The sequence below is a fragment of the Saccharothrix sp. NRRL B-16348 genome, assembly GCF_001280085.1.
GTDB lineage: Bacteria > Actinomycetota > Actinomycetes > Mycobacteriales > Pseudonocardiaceae > Actinosynnema.
In genome coordinates this window covers 1-19,267 of the sequence record NZ_LGED01000235.1, presented here as the reverse complement: position 1 = coordinate 19,267, position 19,267 = coordinate 1, and the positions used below count along the sequence as shown (strand labels likewise).

11 protein-coding genes are annotated in these 19,267 nt (G+C 71.8%); 6 read left to right on the top strand and 5 right to left on the bottom strand.

Annotation, left to right across the window (positions count from 1 at the left end):
- Positions 1 to 4: 4 nt before the first annotated feature.
- Together ADK67_RS36830 and ADK67_RS36825 are read right to left on the bottom strand one after the other, a co-directional pair.
- On the bottom strand, positions 5 to 7,825 hold the full coding sequence (locus ADK67_RS36830) for a non-ribosomal peptide synthetase (protein ID WP_053721195.1): 7,821 nt from the start codon (positions 7,823 to 7,825) through the stop codon (positions 5 to 7).
- Between the two features lie 93 nt (positions 7,826 to 7,918).
- Positions 7,919 to 9,190 (bottom strand): serine hydrolase domain-containing protein, encoded by a 1,272-nt coding sequence (locus ADK67_RS36825; protein ID WP_053721194.1) that lies wholly within the window; start codon positions 9,188 to 9,190, stop codon positions 7,919 to 7,921.
- A 631-nt stretch (positions 9,191 to 9,821) separates the two neighbouring features.
- On the opposite strand from ADK67_RS36825, the gene ADK67_RS36820 reads away from it, so the two are divergent.
- Positions 9,822 to 10,253, top strand: a complete 432-nt coding sequence (locus ADK67_RS36820) for a nuclear transport factor 2 family protein (protein WP_053721193.1) — start codon at positions 9,822 to 9,824, stop codon at positions 10,251 to 10,253.
- A 143-nt stretch (positions 10,254 to 10,396) separates the two neighbouring features.
- Here the strand turns inward: ADK67_RS36820 and ADK67_RS36815 are convergent, their stop codons facing one another.
- Positions 10,397 to 11,011, bottom strand: coding sequence for a GTP pyrophosphokinase (locus ADK67_RS36815; protein WP_053721192.1), 615 nt, complete (start codon positions 11,009 to 11,011; stop codon positions 10,397 to 10,399).
- Positions 11,012 to 11,215: 204 nt separating this feature from the next.
- On the opposite strand from ADK67_RS36815, the gene ADK67_RS36810 reads away from it, so the two are divergent.
- Positions 11,216 to 12,061, top strand: a complete 846-nt coding sequence (locus ADK67_RS36810; protein WP_053721191.1) for an EamA family transporter — start codon at positions 11,216 to 11,218, stop codon at positions 12,059 to 12,061.
- A 91-nt stretch (positions 12,062 to 12,152) separates the two neighbouring features.
- Here the strand turns inward: ADK67_RS36810 and ADK67_RS36805 are convergent, their stop codons facing one another.
- On the bottom strand, positions 12,153 to 12,653 hold the full coding sequence (locus ADK67_RS36805; protein ID WP_053721190.1) for a hypothetical protein: 501 nt from the start codon (positions 12,651 to 12,653) through the stop codon (positions 12,153 to 12,155).
- Between the two features lie 376 nt (positions 12,654 to 13,029).
- Positions 13,030 to 13,575: a YceI family protein gene (locus tag ADK67_RS36800; RefSeq protein WP_053721189.1), complete on the bottom strand. Its 546-nt coding sequence runs from the start codon at positions 13,573 to 13,575 to the stop codon at positions 13,030 to 13,032.
- Positions 13,576 to 13,666: 91 nt separating this feature from the next.
- On the opposite strand from ADK67_RS36800, the gene ADK67_RS36795 reads away from it, so the two are divergent.
- The 4 genes from ADK67_RS36795 (at position 13,667) to ADK67_RS36780 (ending at position 18,951) form a co-directional block, all read left to right on the top strand.
- Positions 13,667 to 14,161, top strand: a complete 495-nt coding sequence (locus tag ADK67_RS36795) for a MarR family winged helix-turn-helix transcriptional regulator (RefSeq protein ID WP_053721188.1) — start codon at positions 13,667 to 13,669, stop codon at positions 14,159 to 14,161.
- A gap of 473 nt (positions 14,162 to 14,634) precedes the next feature.
- Entirely contained in the window at positions 14,635 to 16,806 is a 2,172-nt protein-coding gene (locus tag ADK67_RS36790; RefSeq protein ID WP_053721187.1) for a hypothetical protein, read from the top strand.
- Positions 16,807 to 16,819: 13 nt separating this feature from the next.
- Positions 16,820 to 17,806, top strand: a complete 987-nt coding sequence (locus ADK67_RS36785; protein WP_053721186.1) for an AAA family ATPase — start codon at positions 16,820 to 16,822, stop codon at positions 17,804 to 17,806.
- Positions 17,803 to 18,951: a DUF58 domain-containing protein gene (locus ADK67_RS36780; protein WP_053721185.1), complete on the top strand. Its 1,149-nt coding sequence runs from the start codon at positions 17,803 to 17,805 to the stop codon at positions 18,949 to 18,951. The genes ADK67_RS36785 and ADK67_RS36780 overlap by 4 nt, the downstream gene beginning before the upstream one ends.
- The last annotated feature ends 316 nt before the right edge of the window (positions 18,952 to 19,267 follow it).

Here is a 19,267-nt window from a genome sequence, read left to right as displayed (position 1 = left end):
CGGGTCACGCCTCCGTGTCGGCAGCGAGGGCTTCGAGGTCCGCGAGCACCAGTTCCTCGACCAGGTCGGCCAGGGCGGAGACGGTGCGGGCGGTGAGGACGTCGCGTGGGGACAGGTCGACGCCGAAGGCCGCCTTGGTCCGGGACGTGATGTGCAGGCTGCGGATCGAGTCGCCGCCCAGGGTGAAGAAGCTGTCCTCCACGCCGACCCGGTCGACGCCGAGCACGTCGGCCCAGATGGCGGCGATCGCCTCTTCGGTCTCGGTCCGGGGCGCCACGTAATCCCCGGACGTGACCGCGTCGCGCTCGGGCGCGGGGAGCGCGACGCGGTCGAGCTTGCCGTTCACGGTCAACGGCAGGCTTTCCAGTGCGACGAACGCGGCGGGCACCATGTGGTCGGGCAGGACCTTGGCCGTGTGGTCGCGCAGCTCCGACGCCGTAGTCGGCTTGTCCGGCACGAAGTACGCCACCAAGCGTTGTTCGTTCGCCACTACAACGACCTGGGCGACGGCAGGATGCGCGGCGAGGACCGATTCCACCTCGCCGAGCTCGATCCGGAACCCGCGGATCTTCACCTGCTGGTCGGCGCGGCCCAAGTAGTGCAGCGCGCCGTCCTCCCAACGGGCCAGGTCGCCGCTGCGGTACATGCGGGAACCGGGTGGGCCGAACGGGTTCGCGACGAACCGCGACGCGGTCAGCCCGGGCCGGTCGAGGTACCCGCGGGCCAGCCCGGGCCCGGCCACGTACAGCTCGCCGGGCACGTTCGGCGGCACGGGGTTGAGGTCCTCGTCCAGCACGTAGACCCGCAGGTCCGGCATGGCCACGCCGATGCTGCCGTCGGCCTCGGTGTAGGTGACGTGCACGGTCGTCTCGGTGATGCCGTACATGTTGATCAACGCGCCGGGCCCGTCCCAGCCCGCCAGCTTGCGCAGGTCGAGCGCCTCGCCGGCGAAGATCACGCAGCGCAGGCTCAGCCCGGTCGGCTGCTCCGGGATCAGCTGGTAGAACGCCGACGGCGTCTGGCTGAGGATGGTCACGCCCTCGTCGGCCAGCAGTCGGGCGAAGTCGCGCGGCGACCGCGACACCGCGTGCGGCACGACCACCAGCCGGCCGCCGTGCAGCAGCGCGGCCCACAGCTCGAAGACCGAGACGTCGAAGGCGTAGCTGTGGAACATCGACACCACGTCGTCGGGACCGAGCCGGAACCAGTGGTCGGTGGCCGAGAACAGCCGCACCACGTTGCCGTGCGGGATCACCACGCCCTTGGGCCGTCCGGTGGAGCCCGAGGTGTAGATCACGTACGCCGGGTGGTCCGGGCGCAGGGCCGGCGTCGGCGCCGTGGCCGGCAGGCCGGTCAGGTCCGGGATCTCCGACAGCACGGCGACCGGACGGGCGTCGGCGATCGTGGCGGCGATCCGCTCGGGCGGGTACGCCGGGTCGAGCGGCAGGTACGCCGCGCCCGACTTGAGCACCGCCAGCACCGCCACGACCTGGTCCAGCGAACGCGGGAACCGCAACGCCACCAGCGCCTCCGGGCCCGCGCCCGCCGCGACGAGGTGGTGCGCCAGGCGGTTCGCGCGCTCGTCCAGCTCGCGGTAGGTCAGGTGCTCGCCCTCGCACGTCACCGCGACCGCGTCCGGCGTGCGGGCCGCCTGGGCGGCGAACAGCTCGGGGATCGTGGTGGTCGGCTCGCCGACCACCGTGCCGTTCCAGTCGACCAGCACCTGGCGCACCTCGTCGTCGGACAGCCACGGCACGTCGGCGACCGGCCGGTCCGGGTCGGCGACGAGGCCGACCAGCAGCCTGCGCAGCCGTTCGCCGAGCCGTCGCACGGTGCCGGGGTCGAACATCGCGGGCTCGTAGCCGAGCAGCACGCCGAGCCGTTCGGCCGGGTAGACGGTGGCGCTGAGCGGGAAGCTCGTGGTCTCGACCGCGGCCAGCTCGCGCAGCCCCATGTCCTCGGCCAGGTCGACCGGGTAGTTCTCGAACACGACCACACTGTCGAACAGGGCGGTGCCGCGCTCGACCTCGCTCCACGCCTGCACGTCGGCCAGCGGCACGTGCTCGAACCGCCGCGACTCGACCTGGGCGTCCTGCAAGGCGCGCAACCAGTCGGCCACGGGCGCCGCGCCGTCGACCCGGACCCGCACCGGCAGCGTGTTGATGAAGATGCCGGTGATCGCGTCCACGCCGGGCAGCTCCGCGGGCCGGCCGGAGACCGTCGCGCCGAAGCACACGTCACGCCTGCCCGCCGACCGGGCCAGCAGCAGCGCCCACGCGCCCTGCACGATCGCGCTCGGCGTGACGCGGTGCCGGCGGGCGAACTCGTACAGCCCCGCGGACTCCTCGTCGGTCAGCTCGACCTTCAGGCGTTGCGACGACGTGCCGTGCTCGGCGGGGCGGTCGGCGGGCAGCGGTGTCGGCGAGTCGAACCCGGCCAGCACCCGCCGCCAGTGCGCCTCGGCCTCGGCCGCGTCCTGCTCGGCCGTCCAGGCCACGTAGTCGCGGAACGGCCGCCGTTCCGCCGGCTCGCCGAGCACGTCGGACAGCACGTGGAAGACGCTCCAGCCGTCGAGCAGCACGTGGTGGAACGTCCACAGCACCTGGACGCTGGTGGGGGACAGGCGGGCGATGGCGACCCTCGTCAACGGCGGCGAGGCCAGGTCGATGCCCTCGGCCCGGTCCTCGGCCAGCAGGTCGCGCAGCCGGGCGGCGCGGGCGGCCTCGTCCAGGTGGCTCCAGTCCAGGAACGTGAACGGCACCCGGACGTGCTCGTGCACGACCTGCAACGGCCGCCGCACGCCCTCCCACAGCACGCTGCTGCGCAGCACGGGCGTCCGGTCGACCACCCGCTGCCACGCGGCGGCGAACGCGGCCGAGTCGGTCACCCCGTCGACCACGAACGTGGTCTGCTGGAAGTACACGCCCTGGTCGCCGAGGCCGTGGAACACCATGCCCGCCTGCATCGGGGTGAGCGGGTAGGCGTCCTCGCCGGTGATCAGGTCCACCTCGGCCTGGGTCAGGTCGGCCAGCGGGAAGTCCGACGGCGTGCGGCCACCCGTGCCGGGCTCGGCGCAGTGCGCCACGATGCCGCGCAGCGCGGCGGCGAACCCGTCGGCGAGGCGGGCGACGGTGTCGTGGTCGTGGGTGTTCCCGCTGTAGTGGAAGGTGAACTCCAGCCGGTCGCCGCGCACCTGGCCGACGACGTCCAGCAGGTGCGGGCGCGGTGCGCGCGGGTCGGCGGACAGCTCCAGGTCGCGCTGGTCCGCGTCGAACCGGCCCAGGTAGTTGAACGAGACCCGGGGGTCGCAGGCGGGCGCGGTGCGGGCCAGGTGGCGCAGCGCGCCGTAGCCGATGCCGCGTCCGGGCACGGCGCGCAGCTGCTCCTTCACCGACTTGAGCGCGTCACCCCAGTCGCCGTCGGGCAGGTCGAGCGCGACCGGGAAGACGGTGGTGAACCAGCCGACCGTGCGGGACAGGTCCACGTCGGCGAACAACTCCTCGCGGCCGTGGCCTTCCAGGTCGAGCAGCACGCGGTCCCGGCCCGTCCAGTCGGCCAGCACCCGGCCGAGCGCGGTCAGCAGCACGTCGTTGACCTGCGTGCGGTACACGCCGGGGACGTCGCGCAGCAGCGCGTCGGTCTCCCGTTCGGTGAGTCGCACGGTCACGTCGCGCTGCGAGCCGACCGTGTTCGGGCCGTGCCGGTCCACCGGGAGGTCGGGCGGTGCGGCGGCCACGGCCGTCCAGTGGTCGAGTTCGGCGTCGAAGCCGTGCCGGGCGTGGTCGGCGAGCCGGATCGCCCAGTCGCGGAACGACGTCGTCTTGCGCCCGAGCTGGACGGTCTGGCCGGCGCGGGCCTGGCGGTAGGCCGTGGCCAGGTCTTCGACCAGCACCCGCCACGACACGCCGTCCACCACGAGGTGGTGCGCGGTCAGGCGGACCGAGCCGGCGTCGACGACCTCGGCCCGCAGCAGCGGTCCTCGGGTGATGTCGAAGCGGTCCGGCGCCAACGGGTCCGCGTGCGTGACGGGGCCGACCACCTGGCGGTCGGCCTCGAACCGGGTGCGCAGCGCGTCGTGGTGCTCGACCAGTGCGGCCAGGGCGGTGCGCAGGGCGGGCACGTCGAGGTCGGGGTCCAGGTCGACCACGACGGACTGGTCGAAGTGCTCGGGCCGCACGGCGTGGTTGTCCAGGAACCAGCGCTGGATCGGGGTGAGCGGGGCCGCGCCGGTCACCGCGCCCTGGTCGGCGGTGGGCGGCAGGTCGCGGGTGACGTGCGGCGCGATGGCGGCGATGGTCTGGTGGGCGAAGATGTCCCGCGAGGTCAGCACCAGTCCGGCGCGGCGGGCGCGGGTGACCACCTGGATGCCGAGGATCGAGTCGCCGCCGAGGGCGAAGAAGTTGTCCCGCACACCGACCCGTGCCGCGCCGAGCACTTCGGCGAACACGTCCGCGAGCACGGCTTCGACGGGCGTGCGCGGTGCCACGTAACGGACTTCCGCGCGTTCCTCCGGGGGTGCGGGCAGCGCGTCCCGGTCGAGGTGGTCGAGGCCGACGAACGTCGCGGGCACGGCGTGCGCGGGCAGCACCTGGCCGAGGAACCCGCGCAGCGCCGCCGGGTTCACCGGTGGCGTCACGTAGGCGACGAGCCGGGTGCCTGCGTCGGCCACGACCACGGCGTCGGTCACCTCGTGGTGCCGCCGGATCGCCCGCTCGACCTCGGCTAGGTCGACCCGGACGCCCCGGACGCGGACCGTGCCGTCCGGCCTGTCGCCCGAGGTCCGGCCGAGGGGGACGAGATCGCGGAGCGGTCGGTCCGGGTCGTCCACCACCAGGCGCAGCAACGCTTCCAGGTCGTCGCTCAGCGACTCGATCGTGGCCGCGTCGAACAGGTCGGTGTTGTACTCGACGGTCAGCGCCAGGTCGTCGCCGCGCGGCCAGAACTCCACCACCAGGTCGAACCGGGCCACCGGGCGCGGGAGGTCGTGCTCGGCCGCGGTCAGCTCGCCGAAGCCCGCCTGGCGCAGCAGCGGCTGGTGCAGCGCCACGACGGCCTGCACGAGTGGCGTGCGGCTGGGGTCCGGGTCGGGCCGCACCTCCGCCACCACGCGGTCGAACGGCACGTCGTCGTGCGCGAAGGCTTCGAGCGTGGTGTTCCGCACCTGGTCCAGGAACGCGGTGAACGGCAGGTCCGGGTCGACCCAGGAGCGCAGCACGAGCGTGCGGACGAAGAACCCGACCGTGCCTTCCAGGTCGGCGCGGTCACGGCCGGAGCTGACCGTGCCGACCGCGACGTCCCGCTGCCGGCTGCGGGCGGACAGCAGCACCTGCACGGCGGCGGTGAGCGTCATGAACAAGGTGGCGTCGTGCGCCCGGCCCACGCCCGTCAGCCGGCGCACCAGGTCGGCCCGCAGGGGCCGCCGCAGCACCGCGCCGGACGTGGTGCGCAGCGGCGGCCGGGGCCGGTCGGTGGGCAGGTCGAGCGCCTCGACGCCGTCGAGCCGGTCGCGCCAGTACGCGGGGTCGCCCTCCGGCCTGGCCCGGTCCCACGCGGTGAAGTCGGGGTACTGCACGGAGGGCTCGGCCGGTCGGTCGCCCGCGTACAGCTCGGCCAGCTCCCGCAGCAGCACCTGCACCGACCAGCCGTCGGTGACGATGTGGTGCTGGACCAGGACGAGCAGGTGCTCGTCCGGGCCGAGCGGGCTGAGCACGGCACGGGTCAACGGTCCGCGCCGCAGGTCGAACGGCTCGTCCAGGCCCAGGTCGGTCGGGTCCGGCTCGCTCAGGCCCAGGGAGGTGGGAGCCGGCGCGGTCAGTCCCGAGGTGGTGGTGTCCGGCGCGGTGAGGCGCGGGTTGGTGGGGTCCGGCGCGGTCAGACCCGGGTCGGCGGGAGCAGGCTCGGTCGGGTCCGGCTCGGTGCGGGTTCGGTCGGTGGGGCGTGGTGAGGTCGGGCCGGACACCGCGGGCAGCACGCGCAGCGGGATCTTGCCGTGCGGCGCGACGACCTGCACCGGCTCGTCGCCCACCACGTCGAACGTCGTGCGCAGCGCGTCGTGCCGGCAGGCCAGCGCGTCCAGCGCCCTGGCGAGGCGTGGCACGTCCAGCGGCCCGGTCAGCCGGATGCCGACGGCGGTGTTCTGCTCGGCCGTGCCGTCCAGCGAGAACAGCCGGCGTTGCGCCGACGACAGCGGCAGCGGCCGGTCCCGCGGCGCGCGGGGGATGGGCGCGCCGTCCTCGTCGGGCAGGGCTTCGGCGAGCGCGGCGACCGTGCGGTGGTCGAACATCGCCCGCACCGGCAGCCCGCCGAGCCGCGACAGCGCCCGCACGGCCAGGATCGAGTCGCCCCCGAGGGCGAAGAAGTCGTCGTGCGCGCCGACCCGGGGCACGCCGAGCACGCCCGACCACACCTCGGCGACCCGGCGCTCGGCCGCGGTGCGCGGCTCGACGTGGTCCGCCGGGACGTCTCCGACGACGGGTTCGGGCAGCGCGTCGCGGTCCAGCTTCCCGTTGGGCGTGAGCGGGAACGCTGCCAACGCGACGAAGGCGGACGGCACCAGGTAGTCCGGCAGTCTCGCGACCAGCCGCTCCCGCAGCCCGGCGGTCTCGCCGATCACGTACGCCACCAGCCGCTTCGGCTCGCCGCGCGCGACCACGACGGCGTGCTCCACCCCGGGCTGCTGCCGCAGCAGCGCCTCGATCTCGCCCGGCTCGACCCGGAAACCCCGGATCTTCACCTGGTGGTCGGCCCGCCCGACGAAGTCCAACTGACCGTCGGCGCGGGTGCGGACCACGTCACCGGTGCGGTACATGCGGCCGCCCGGCTCGCCGAACGGGTCGGCCACGAACCGCTGCGCGGTCAGCCCCGGCCGGCCCAGGTAGCCACGGGCCAGGCCGACGCCCGTCACGTACAGCTCGCCCTCGGCGGCCGGGCGCAGCTCGTCGTCCAGCACGCGGACCGACGTGCCCGGGATGGGACGGCCGATGGGCGGCGTGCCGCCCGGCTCCAGCGGCTCGCTCCACGACGTGACCACAGTGGACTCGGTCGGCCCGTACGCGTTGATCATGCGGCGGCCGGGCGCCCACTTCGCCACCAGGTCCGGCGGGCAGGCGTCACCGCCGACGACAAGCGTGCGGAACGCGGGCAGCTCGACGTCGGGCACGGTGGCCAGCGCGACCGGCGGGATCAGCGCGTGCGTGACGCCGAACCCGGCGAGCACCTCGGCGAGCTGGTCGCCGAGCAGCGGCCCGGGCGGCGGCACCACGAGCGCCGCGCCGGCGGGCAGCGCCATGCACAGCTCCAGCACCGAGGCGTCGAAGCTGGGCGACGAGAACTGGAGCACCCGGTCGCCCGGGCGCACGTCGAAGTGGTCGATCTCGGCGGCGGAGAAGGCGGGTAAACCCCTGTGTGGCACCACCACCCCCTTGGGGCGACCGGTCGACCCGGACGTGTAGATCACGTACGCCGGGTCCTCCGGCCGGATCGTGACGTCCGGCGCCGTGGCGGGCTGGTCGGCGAGGTCCGGCGGGCCGTCGAGCACGAGCAGCGGCTCGGCGTCGGAGACCATGAACGCGATCCGGTCGGCCGGGTAGTCCGGGTCGATCGGCAGGTACGCGGCGCCGGTCTTCAGCACCGCGAGCCGCGCCACCACGTTGTCCACCGAGCGTGGCATGGCCACCGCCACCACGCGCTCCCGCCGCGCCCCCTTGGCGAGGAGCAGGTGCGCGAGCCGGTTCGCGCGGTCGTCGAGTTCCCGGTAGCCGACCACACCCTCGGCCGATATGACCGCGGGTGCGTCCGGAGTGCGCAGCGCCTGTGCGGCGATCAATTCCGGCAGTGTGCGGGCATGCGTCATCGCGAGAGGTGCCTTTCTGGCTCAGGGGCGCGGCTTACCCATTCCGCGGAGGTTCAAACGTGAAATTCAAGCCATTTTCGCGACCTGCCTGCGGGCCAGTCGACCGCCGATCTGGATCCACCGGATCCCGCCGTCGTCCGGGTCGCGCAGGAAACGCCCGGTCTGGTTGGTGTCGCCGGTGTCGGAATCACGCATCGCGAACACCAGGCCGTCGAACAACGACAGGTCCGCGAACGGCTCGCCGTCCACCGTGAGCGCCAGGCGCTCCCGGTCCACGGCGCGCACCGCGTATTCGACCTCACCGTTGCGGAAGTGCCCGGCGCAGTCCGGCGGAGGGGCGATGCGGCGGCGCAGGCCCCGCATTCCGTCGTAATCGGCCACCGGCAGGCCCGCATCGGCCAATTCCGGCACGAACTCGCGCCACAGCGCGAAACCGCTGCTCCCGTTGGTCGTCAGGGCGACCGCCGTCCCGTCGGCCGGGTTGATCCGCAGGTGGCACGACGTGCCGTCGGCGGTGCCGTCGTGCCCGACCCAGCGGACGCCGTCGCGCTGGAACAGCGCCAGGCCGAGGCCCCAGCCGTCGGCCATGCCGAACGGCTCGGCGTGCCGCACGGGCTCGCGCATCGCCGCGAGGTCGTCCGGGCTCATCAGGTGCGGCGCGGCGCCGCCGAGCATCCGGCCGAACGCCACCAGCTCCGCGGCGCTGACGGCCAGGGCGCCCGCCGGCGCGTCGACCGTGGCGATCGACTGCGTCACCGGCACCACGCGGCCCGTGGCGGGGTTGACCGAGTGGCCCGTGACCACGTCGGCGTCCGGGCTCGTGGTGAACCTGGCGCGCAGCCCGAGCGGGCGCAGCAGGACCGCTTCCACCGCCTCCGACCAGGTCATCCCGGTCGCCACCTCGATCAGGTGACCGATCAGCGAATACCCGATGTTGGAGTAGGAGAAGCCCGCGCCGGGCTCGTGCAGGGGGTGCAGCTCGCGCAGCGCCTGCCGGACGTGGTGGCGCAGGGACGTCGTGCGCACGTCCTCCGGGTCCGACGGCAGGCCGCTCGTGTGGCTGAGCAGGTGGCGCAGCGTGAGCTCGTCGGCCACCCCCGGCAGGTGGTCGGACAGCGGCGCGTCCAGGTCGAGGTCGCCGTCGGAGACCAGGGCCATGGCGACGGTCGCGGTGAACGTCTTGGTGATCGAGCCGATGGGCACGGCCGCGTCGGCGGCCAGGCTGCCCACCTCGTGCGTCCACGTGCGTCCCGCGTGGTGCACGGCGAGCTGGGCCCCGGGCACCAGGTGCTCACGGGCCAGCGCCGCTAATCGGTTGGAGATCCGGTCGGTGTCCATGCGTGATCCTCTGAGAATGAGCCACAGTGTCAATGAGTAACCGGGTCTGCGGGCCCAACGTTGGCGGTCGCCGGGAGATCGTCGCGACCGCCGAACGGAGCATTCGTGGAAAGGCTATTCCCCATTTTGAGGGGATGTAACCCCGTGTTAGAAGATGCACTTCCAGGGTTCACTCGAACGGCTGGTTTGGACCGACTGGTCTCGTAAAGACCTGCAGTATGCGAGGGTTATTCGCAGTCGCGTGTCAAGGGGTGGGGCGGGGGTGCGGGGTGGCGGTTGCACGCGTCCGTAGGCTGTCCATCAAGTGGGCATGAAATATCTTCGTGCTCCGTTCAGATGGATTTTCGATGATGTTTTGAGACAACCGTAACCTTTGTCGTGGAGCGTCGTTTGACGTTACTCGGGCGTAGCGGCGGTGGCACGTCGGTAGTGCCGTGCGGCGCGTGCCCGATTACTGGGTGCGGGGGTGGGTGACGACTCGTGCGTGGGTGTGCTTCGGGTGTCGGAGAGGGTCTGTGCGGAGAGTGTTCGCGGGGCGGTTCGGTCGGGTCCGGTGGGCGGCGGCCTTGCGTCCGTCAGGGGTTCGATCTAACGTTTGGGCTGGCTTGTAAACGTTAGAAGGAGTCGCGCCGTGCTGCTGGTCCCACCGTTCACCGAGGAGTCCGCCCGTGCGAAGGTCCAGGCGGCCGAGGACGTCTGGAACACCCGTGACCCCCAGCGGGTGGTCGCGGCGTACACATCGGACTCGGTGTGGCGCAACCGGTCCGAGTTCGTGCGGGGGCACGACGAGATCGTCGCGTTCCTCACGCGGAAGTGGCAGCGCGAGCACGACTACGTGCTGCGGAAGTCGTTGTGGGCGTTCACCGGCGACCGCATCGCGGTCCGGTTCCAGTACGAGTGGCACGACGACGAGGGCCAGTGGTGGCGCAGCTACGGCAACGAGAACTGGGAGTTCGCGCCGGAAGGGCTGATGCGCCGCCGTGAGGCGAGCATCAACGACGTGCCGATCGCGGCGGCGGACCGCCGCCTGCCCGGCGGCCCACCCGACCTCCCCCTCTCCTGACCCCCACGCGTGTCCTACGTTCAGAACGCGCGTGTCCTACGTTCAGGTCGCGTGTGTCCTACGTTCAGAACGCGTGAGTCCTACGTTCAGGGCGCGAGAGTCCTACGTTCGCGACGGGTGAGTTCAACGCTCAGCGCTCGGGCCTAGTCCCGCTGGACCTCGTGGTGCAGCGACTCCATCCGGGCGTCCAGCTCGGCCGCGATGGCGGCGGTGGCGGTCAGCTCCTCGACGAAACCCGCGGGCACCTGGTCGTCGTACTTGTAGTACAGCTTGTGCTCCAAGGTGGCCCAGAAGTCCATCGCGATGGTCCGCAGCTGCACCTCGACCTTCACGTGCTCCACCCGGTCGGACAGGAACACCGGGATGCGCACGATGAGGTGCAGGCTGCGGTACCCGTTGGGCTTCGGCGCGGCGATGTAGTCCTTGGTCAGCAGGATCTCCACGTCGTTCTGCCGCGCCAGCATGTCGCGCACCCGGTACACATCGGACACGAACGGGCACACCACTCGCACGCCCGCGACGTCGTCCAGGTGCTCGGCGGCCAGCGCCAAGTCCGCCGGCAGCCCCTTGCGCCGGAGCTTGTCGAGGATCGCCTCGGGCCGCTTCACGCGGTGCGTGACGTGCTCGATCGGGTCGTGCCGGTGAACGAGGTCGAACTCCTCACTGAGGATCCGCAGTTTCGTCATGAGTTCGTCGACCGCGAACTTGTAGACCACGAGGGACCGCCGCAGCAGGTCATCCGCGACGCCGATGTCCATGATCCCCACGATACCGGGGAGCCCGGTCGTCTAGGATGCCGGTCGTGAACACCCACTGGCACGTGGTCCTTCCGCCGCCGTGCGCCTGACCGGGCGCACTCGCTGACGCACGCCTTCACGCCTGCCTGATCCGATCCGAGCTGATCCGATCACGCGGTGCGCCCGTTCGCGTCCTCTTCCTCTCGTCTCGCGAACGGAGACCTCGTGTCGACCTTTGCCGTGGAAACACGTGCTCGTTCCACCCGCGGACCGCTGCCGATCCTGGCCGCGTGCGTCCTGTGGGGCACCACCGGCACCGCAAGCTCACTGGCACCCGCCTCGGCACCGGCCGCGGCCGTGGGCGCGGCGGGTCTGGTGGTGGGCGGCTGCCTGCTGTTCCTCACCGCCGGCGGCACGCGTGCTGTGCTGCGGACCGCCGACTGGCGGTTGTTGTTGCTCGGCGCGGTGACCGTGGCGGGCTACGTGCTCGCGTTCTACCCGGCGGTCGCGCGCACGGGTGTGGCGGTGGGCACCACCGTGGCGCTGGCCGCCGCGCCGATCGTGCTGGGGCTGCGGTCCCGGCCGCTGCCCACGTCGGCCGCCGTGGTCGGCTGCACGGCGCTCGTGCTGGGCGGCGGTGACGCCCGAGTCGACCTGGTCGGAGTGGCGTTGGCGCTGGTCGCGGGCTTGTCGTACGCGGTGTACTCGGTGGTCTGCGCCCACCTGATCGGACTGGGGCACCCGTCACGGGCCGTGGTGGGCGTGGTGTTCGGCGGCGCGTCGGCGCTGACGTTGCCGGTGCTGTTGGTGGTCGGGGTGGGGTGGGTCGCGAGTCCGTCAGGGCTGGCGGTGACGGCTCACCTCGCGGTGTTCACGACGTTCGCCGCGTACCTGTTGTTCGCACGTGGGCTTCGGCACACGGGCGCGGCGGCGGCGACCACGTTGACGCTCGCGGAACCCGCCGTGGCGGCGGTGCTGGGCGTGGTCGTGCTGAACGAACGGCTGCCGTTCGTGTCGTGGTGCGGGATGGGCCTGCTGGCGGTCGCGTTGGTGGCGCTCGCGCGGAAGTGAGCCGAGCGGGATCGGCCTGAGTGGGTTTGGCCTGGGCGAGACCGACGGGCCGGCGTTCCTGTGAACGCCGGCCCGTCGGTTCTGAGAGCTTTTAGTCCGGCCGGTGAGCCCCGCCACCCAAGCCGTAGAGGATGCGCTGGATGACCTCCGGGTCCACGTCCGGCTCGTCGCCCAGTGCCTCGGCGGCGGGGGAGCGGCGGGGTTCGCGGCGCGGGAGGGGCACGGCCGAGGCGTTCATGCCCGACGGCAGGGCCAGTTCGCACCACGCCAGGTGGCCGCCCGCGGTGAGGTCGACCAGACCCGCGCGGGTGCCGGCGAGTTCCGGCGGCAGCGCGACGCGGTTGCCCTCGACCTCGACCACCAGGTAGGTGCCGGTCAGCCGCAGCCGCACCAGGAGGAAGCCGGGCGCGCGCCGATCGGCCACGTCGACCGCGGCGCCGACCAGTCGGCGGACCGTCTGCGCGGCCTCGTCCTGCATCGCGCGCAGGCGCCACTCGCCCAGCGAGAAGCGGACGAACAAGTCCGCCACGTTCACCGCCGTGGGCAGCGCGACGAGTCGAAGGTCGTCGACCTGTTCGGTCTGGGCGTTCACACCGATCCTCCTCGCCTGCGTCCGGCGCGTGCTACGCCAGATGGTGCCATGAGTGCGTCCGATATCACCCACGTGGTCTACCGACCGTGAGCGGACTGTGTCCGCATCGAGTTCTACAGCTTCAGTGCCGATCGAAGCAAAACTCTGGTTTCACGACCTACTACGGGTGGAGACGGCGCGCGGTTCAGACAGGTTGCGGCGGCAGGGCAGAAGCTACCGAAATGCGCGGTGAAATGGAATGACGCTCGGGTTCGCCCGGTCTAGCGACTTGTCCTACGCAGGGTAGGGGAGGGGTGGGTCGTGCGAGCTGCGCGAGGGAGGGCAGCACGAAGGGGCCCGCCGGTGTGTCGGCGGGCCCCTTCGGGGAAGCTTGGGGTCAGGCCTGCTTGACGGCCTCGATCTCCAGCAGGATGGTGATCTTGTCGCCGACGGCCGCGCCGGCCGGGCCACCGGTCACGCCGAACTCGCGCCGGCTGATCTCGGTGGAGGCGGAGAAGCCGACGACCTTCGCGCCCTCGAAGCCGTCGCCGAAGCCGTTGATCTCCAGCTCCAGGGCCACGGACTTGGTCACGCCGTGCAGGGACAGCTCGCCGTCGACGAGGAAGCCGTCACCGTGGGCGCGCACGCCGGAGGAGGTGAAGGTGAGCTCGGGGAACTTCTCGACGTCCAGGAAGTCCTCGCCCCGGACGTGGGCGTCGCGCTGGTCGTTGCGGGTGCTGATCGAGGTGGCGTCGATCTTCGCCGTGACCGTGGACTCCAAGGGGTTCTCGGCGGTCACGATCGTGCCCTCGAAGGTGCCGAAGTGGCCGCGGACCTTGGACACGCCCAGGTGGCGAACCACGAAGGAGACGTCCGAGTGCACCGGGTCGATCGCCCACGTGCCCGCGAGGTAGCCGGGGATCTGCACAGTCTGCGAGGTCATTGATGGTCCTTCTGGGTTGGTCTGGTTGAACTCTCAACTGAACATAGCGCATCCTGGTTGAAGGTTCAACAACGACCGTATGATGGGAGACATGAGCGACGTGCGGTGGCTGAGCGCCGAAGAGCAGCAGGTGTGGCGTGCCTTCATGACCGCCGTGACCAAGTTCACCGAACACCTGGACCGGCAGTTGCAGCGTGATTCCGGGATGCCGATGGCGTACTACGAGATCCTCGTGGCGCTGTCCGAGGCGCCGGAGCGCTCGCTGCGGATGAGCGAGCTGGCTTCGGTGTGCCACTCGTCACGATCGAGGCTCTCACACGCGGTGGCCCGGCTCGAGAAGGAGGGCTGGGTGGAGCGGCGGGCGTGCCCGTCGGACCGGCGTGGCTCCATCGCGGCGTTGACGGACGTCGGGTTCGCGGTGCTGGAGGAGGCGGCGGCGGGGCACGTGACGGCGGTGCGGGAGCACCTGTTCGACGTGTTGACGCCGGCGCAGTTGCAGTCGTTGGCGGAGATCAGCCGGGCGGTGGACGCGGGGTTGACGGTGGAGTGCGCGAAGGTGCGGCGTGAGGAGTTCGCGGATCTCTGAGGGGTGACGTCTTCGGGAGATCAAAGATCAAAGCTGTCCTCGCCGGACGGGCAGATCAGCAGGATGACCCCGACTGCCTGGTTCTGTGCCGGGCTCGTCGTTGGTGCGGGTTTCGTGTCATCCCACCGACCTCCCTCCGGGCTACCACACGTATCAAGGGGGCGGTCATCAGTGGAAGCCGCGGGCAGAGGTGAACGGCCCCCTTGACACGCGCGGTAGGGCAAAGCCAGGTCGGCGGGATGACACGAAGCCCTCCCTTTGAGGGAAGGCCTGCCAGTGGACGGGGTGCGGCTGGGGGCGTTCTGCGTGTGGGGAAGGGCGCTCCAGTGGACGGGCGGGGCGGCCAGGGCATCCCGCGTGTGGGGGAGGGTTGGTCCGATGTGGACGCATCCGGCCGAGTGGGGCGTGGGCCGAGCGGAGCAGGCTCGTGGGTTGTCTCAGAATTGTCATACAGGGCCGTTAGCATCCGGCTCGTGGGAGCGAAGCTGGGCGGGATCGCGCGTCGGGTCATCGGCGCGGGCCGGCGTGAGTCGGCCAGTGTCAGCGCCGCCGCGTTAGGGCTGTTGTTGCTGGTCGGCGCTGCGCTTGGCGACGGCATCTCGCGTACGGCCGTCGAGGTTTCCGACGGCCTCACTTGGCTGAACGACGACCAGCGCGGCGAGGTCGTGCAGGTCAACCCGAGCTCCGGGAAGCCGCAGACGCGGTTGCAGGTCAGTGGTGCGGACGCGCAGTTGGAGATCGCGCAGTCCGACGACAAGCTGATCGTGCTCGATCGGCGGACCGGGCAGATCACGGTGATCGACCTGGCCACGTTGCTGTCGTCCGGTCGCAGGCAGGCGCCTCCCGGGCCGTCGGCGAAGGTGCTCATCGCGTCGGACCGGGTGTTCGTGGTCGACCGCGCGGCGGGGTCCGTGCACAACGCGGATCCGGTGACGTTGGCCGACATCGGGTCGCCGTGGCTCGCGGGGCAGCCGTTGGCGGATGTGGTGGCGGATGACGACGGTGTGCTGTGGACCGTGGACCACGGCGGCAACCTGCACTCGTTGGAGTGGTCCGACGAAGACGAGAAGTTCCTGGAGCGGGCCAACAAGGCGGTGTCGGGCGCTGGGCCGCGCACGGCGTTGGTGCCGCATGAGCGTGGCGTGACGTTGCTCGGGTTGGAGGGCGGTGTGGTGGTGCGCGTTGGCGCCGGCCGCGACCTCACGGCGAGCACCGAGTCGTTCGCGGGAGAGGTGTTGGCCGCGCAGACGAGTCCGACCGGTCTGGTGCCGGCGTCGATCCCGGACGCGTCGACGGTCGTGCTGGTGACCGGTGACGAGGTGGTCCCGGTGGACATGGGGCCGTACGACTGTCCCAGGCCCGGGCGTCCGGCGGTGTTCCGCGAACGGGTCTACGTGCCGTGCCTGGGTTCCGGCAAGGTCGTGGTGCTGGACCGGACGGGGCAGCGGGGCGCGGACGATGTGCAGACCGGTGATTCGGGTGACCCGGCGCTGGTGTTCGACGACGGCAAGCTGTTCATCAACACGCCGGGCGCTGGCTCGGGTGTGATCGTGGACGCGGACGGGCGCACGCGGGACGTGGTGATCCGCAGTCCCGAGTTGCCGGTGATGGACCCGGAGCGGTCGCCGATTCCGAGCGTGCCCAGTCCTCCGCCGCCGCGTCCAGACCCGCCGACGCGGGACAACCGGGGCAACGGGCAGAACACGCAGGGCCGGGAGACCACTGTGCCGCCGGTGACGACGACGCCGAGTGCCGATGTGTCGGGTGCGGTGCCGGGGCGTCCGGCGGGTGTGACGGTGTCGCAGCGCAGCATCAACGGCACGTCGGTGGTCGTGGCGGTGAGTTGGAGCGCGGTGCCGGACGGTGGTGAGCCCATCACCGGGTACACGGTGACGGCGACCGGCGGGTTCACCGGTGGTTCCCGGGAGACGCGGGTGGCGGGCACGTCGGCCGAGCTGGTGTTGCCGTGCGCGGGGTCGACGTTCTGCGCCAGTGGGAAGTTGGACGTCTCGGTGGCGGCCTACAACCGGTTCGGGGTGGGCGAGGCCGGTGCGGCGTCGTGGACCATCAGGCCGGCGGCCGGGACCACGACGACGCAGCCCCCGGTGACCACCCAGCCCCCGGTGGTGACGACGACTCAGCCGCCTGTGGTCACCACGACGACTCAGCCGCCCGTGGTCACGACGACGACCACGCCGCCGCCACCTCCGCCGTTGCCGACTGCGGGTGTCGCTGTGATCAGCACGGTCGGTATGGGATCTCACCAGTACGAGAGGAGGGTGACCACGGCGCCGCCGGCGGACTGGGCGAGTCACAGCGGGACGTGCGAGGTCGTCAACACGACCTACGAGTTCGGTGTGCCGATCGCGTGTGCCGGTGGCACGGTGACGATCGCCGTCGAAGTCGGCCCCAACGTGCTCGTCGTGCGGGCGCACGGACCGTCCGGCTCGGTGCAATCGGCGGTGCGCAACGCGCCCGTGCGTGATCCGATCGAGAACTGTGGTGGCGGTCGGATCTGCCAGCCGCTGAGCGTGCCCGCGTCGGACGAGAGCAATCAGTTGGTCGGTGGTGGCATCGGGTTGTTGGCGACGGCGTGGTTGTTGACCTTGCGCAACCGGCGGATGAGGCGCGGCGAGTCGGAGTGACGAGGGGCGAGAAGTGACGACTACGGCGGTGCCCGCGATCGGCGAGGACGAGATCGCGGTGTTCCGCGCCCTGCACGCTCGGCTCGGTGACGCGGTCGAGTCGGCGGTGCGGGGCAAGCGGGACGTGGTGGACCTCGTGCTGGTGGCGATGTTCGCCGGTGGGCACGTGCTGCTGGAGGACGTGCCGGGCACCGGTAAGACGACGCTGGCGCGTGCGGTGGCGGGCGCGTTGGGCGGTGTGTCGCGGCGGGTGCAGTTCACGCCCGACCTGCTGCCGTCCGACGTCACCGGCACGTCGGTGTACGACCCGCAGACCGGTGAGGTGAGGTTCCGGCCGGGGCCGGTGTTCGCGAACATCGTGCTGGCGGACGAGATCAACCGTGCCGCCGCGAAGACGCAGTCGGCGCTGCTGGAGGTCATGGAGGAGCGGACGGTCACGGTGGACGGCGTCGCGCACGCCGTGCCCGCGCCGTTCCTGGTGGTGGCGACGCAGAATCCGATCGACCTGGACGGCACGTACCGGCTGCCCGAGGCGCAGCTGGACCGGTTCATGCTGCGCACGTCCATCGGCTACCCGTCGGTGGAGCACGAGATCGACGTGCTGCGGCCCGGCAGCGGTGCGGGGCAGGTGGGCGCGGTGCCGACGGTGAGCAACCCGCACGTGATCGCGGAGCAGGGCCGTCGGCTGGCGACGCTGCACGTGGCGGACCCGTTGCTGCACTACATCAGCGACATCGGGGTCGCGTCGCGCGAGGACAGCCGGTTGCGGTTGGGTGCGAGCACGCGTGGGCTGCGCGCGTTGGTGCGGTGCGTGCAGGTGTACGCGGCGGCGCAGGGCAGGCACTTCGTGGTGCCGGGCGACGTGCAGGCGTTGGCCGTGCCGGTGTTGGCGCACCGGTTGGTGCTGACGCGTGAGGCGCAGTTGGCGGGCACGACGACCGAGGAGGTCCTGGCCGACGTCCTGGCGGGCGTGGCGGTGCCGAGACCGGCCGCGCGATGACCAGGGTGCGGCTGACCGCGCGGGGGTTCGGCGCGGCGCTGTTGGGCGTGCTGCTGGTGGGTTTCGGGTTGTGGTGGCGTTATCCGGGTGTGGCGGGGTTGGGCATCGCGCTGGTGGTGCTCGTGGTGGCGGGTGTGGTGTCGGTGCTGTCGCGGGCGCAGGTCGCGCCGAAGCGGATCGTGCGGCCGCGGACCGTGCAGCGGTTGGGCGTCTGCACCGGTGTGGTGGAGCTGACGGGCACGAGCAGGCGGTTCCCGGTGGTGTTCGACGCGACGGACGAGGTGGCGGGCGAGGTTGTGGCGGTGGACATCCCGCTGCTCGCGCCGGGGCAGAAGGTGAAGGTGGAGTACCCGATCCCGACGCACACGCGTGGGTTGCTGAAGGTCGGGCCGTTGACGTTGAGCCGTCGTGGGTTGGCGGGTCTGGCGCACGCCCGGACGGTGGTGGGTGATGTGGTGGAGGTGCGGGTCGTGCCGCGGGTGCTGCCGGTGCGCGGGCTGCCCGGCGGGGTGCGGCGTGGGCACGTCGGCGCCGATGAGCGGGTGGAGCGTGGTGGGACGGACTTGGTGGGGTTGCGGGAGTACGTGCCCGGTGACGACTTGCGGCGGCTGCACTGGGCGACGTCCGCGCGGACCGGGACGTTGATGATCCGGGAGGACGCTGATCCGGCCCGGCCGCACCTGGCGGTGGTGCTCGATGATCACGCGGACGGGTATGCGGAGGCCAAGGATCTCGAGGACGCGGTGGAGGTGGCGGCGTCGCTGGTGACGGTGGCGATCGCCGAGGGGCATCCGGTGCGGCTGGTGTCGTCGTCGGGTGCGGTGGACGTGGAGTTGCCGGCGGGTGCGGTGGACGCGGACGCGTCGGTGGTGCTGGCGGTGTTGGCGGATCTCAAGGCGGCTGATCGGGCTTCGGCGGTGCGCTCGTTGCCGATCCGGGACTTGGACGTGGTGGCGGTGGTGTGCGGGGCGAACGCCGACTTGTCCGCGTTGATGCTGGAGGCGGGGCGGGCGTCGGTGGGGGTGGTGCTGGCGGTCGATCCCGGGGCGGTGCGGCCGATTTCGGCGGTCGGGTCGGTGTTGGTGTTGCGTGACGCGAAGGCCGAAGGGCTGTTGGACGCTTGGAACACGGCGGTGTCGCGGTGATCGCGGGGCGGTGGACGGCGTCGGGTCGCGCGTTCGCTTCGCGGCTGTTCGCCTCGCTGCTCGGAGATCACCCGATCGCGTCATGGGCTCCGGGGATGAATGGAAGCGCGGATTTTGTTGCCGGAAGTATGGAGGCGCGGCGCCCCGGCCTCTGGTGTGTCCGGGCGGTGGGTGCGTGAGGGCGGACGGGCCTGCCGACGTGGGTGCTGCCGATGTGGGTGCCGCTGATGTGGGCGCTGCCGCCGTCGGTGTGAGCGCGCAGGGTGTGGGCGGCCGGGGTGTGAGTGGCCAGGCCGCGGGTGGGCGGGGTGAGGGT

What these genes read in the sequence shown, in the direction of transcription:
- ADK67_RS36800 (WP_053721189.1), bottom strand. Translation starts at nt 13,575, where the DNA reads ATGACCTCGCAGACTGTGCAGATCCCCGGCTACCTCGCGGGCACGTGG.
- ADK67_RS36780 (WP_053721185.1), top strand. Translation starts at nt 17,803, where the DNA reads ATGACCAGGGTGCGGCTGACCGCGCGGGGGTTCGGCGCGGCGCTGTTG.
- ADK67_RS36795 (WP_053721188.1), top strand. Translation starts at nt 13,667, where the DNA reads ATGAGCGACGTGCGGTGGCTGAGCGCCGAAGAGCAGCAGGTGTGGCGT.
- ADK67_RS36825 (WP_053721194.1), bottom strand. Translation starts at nt 9,190, where the DNA reads ATGGACACCGACCGGATCTCCAACCGATTAGCGGCGCTGGCCCGTGAG.
- ADK67_RS36815 (WP_053721192.1), bottom strand. Translation starts at nt 11,011, where the DNA reads ATGGACATCGGCGTCGCGGATGACCTGCTGCGGCGGTCCCTCGTGGTC.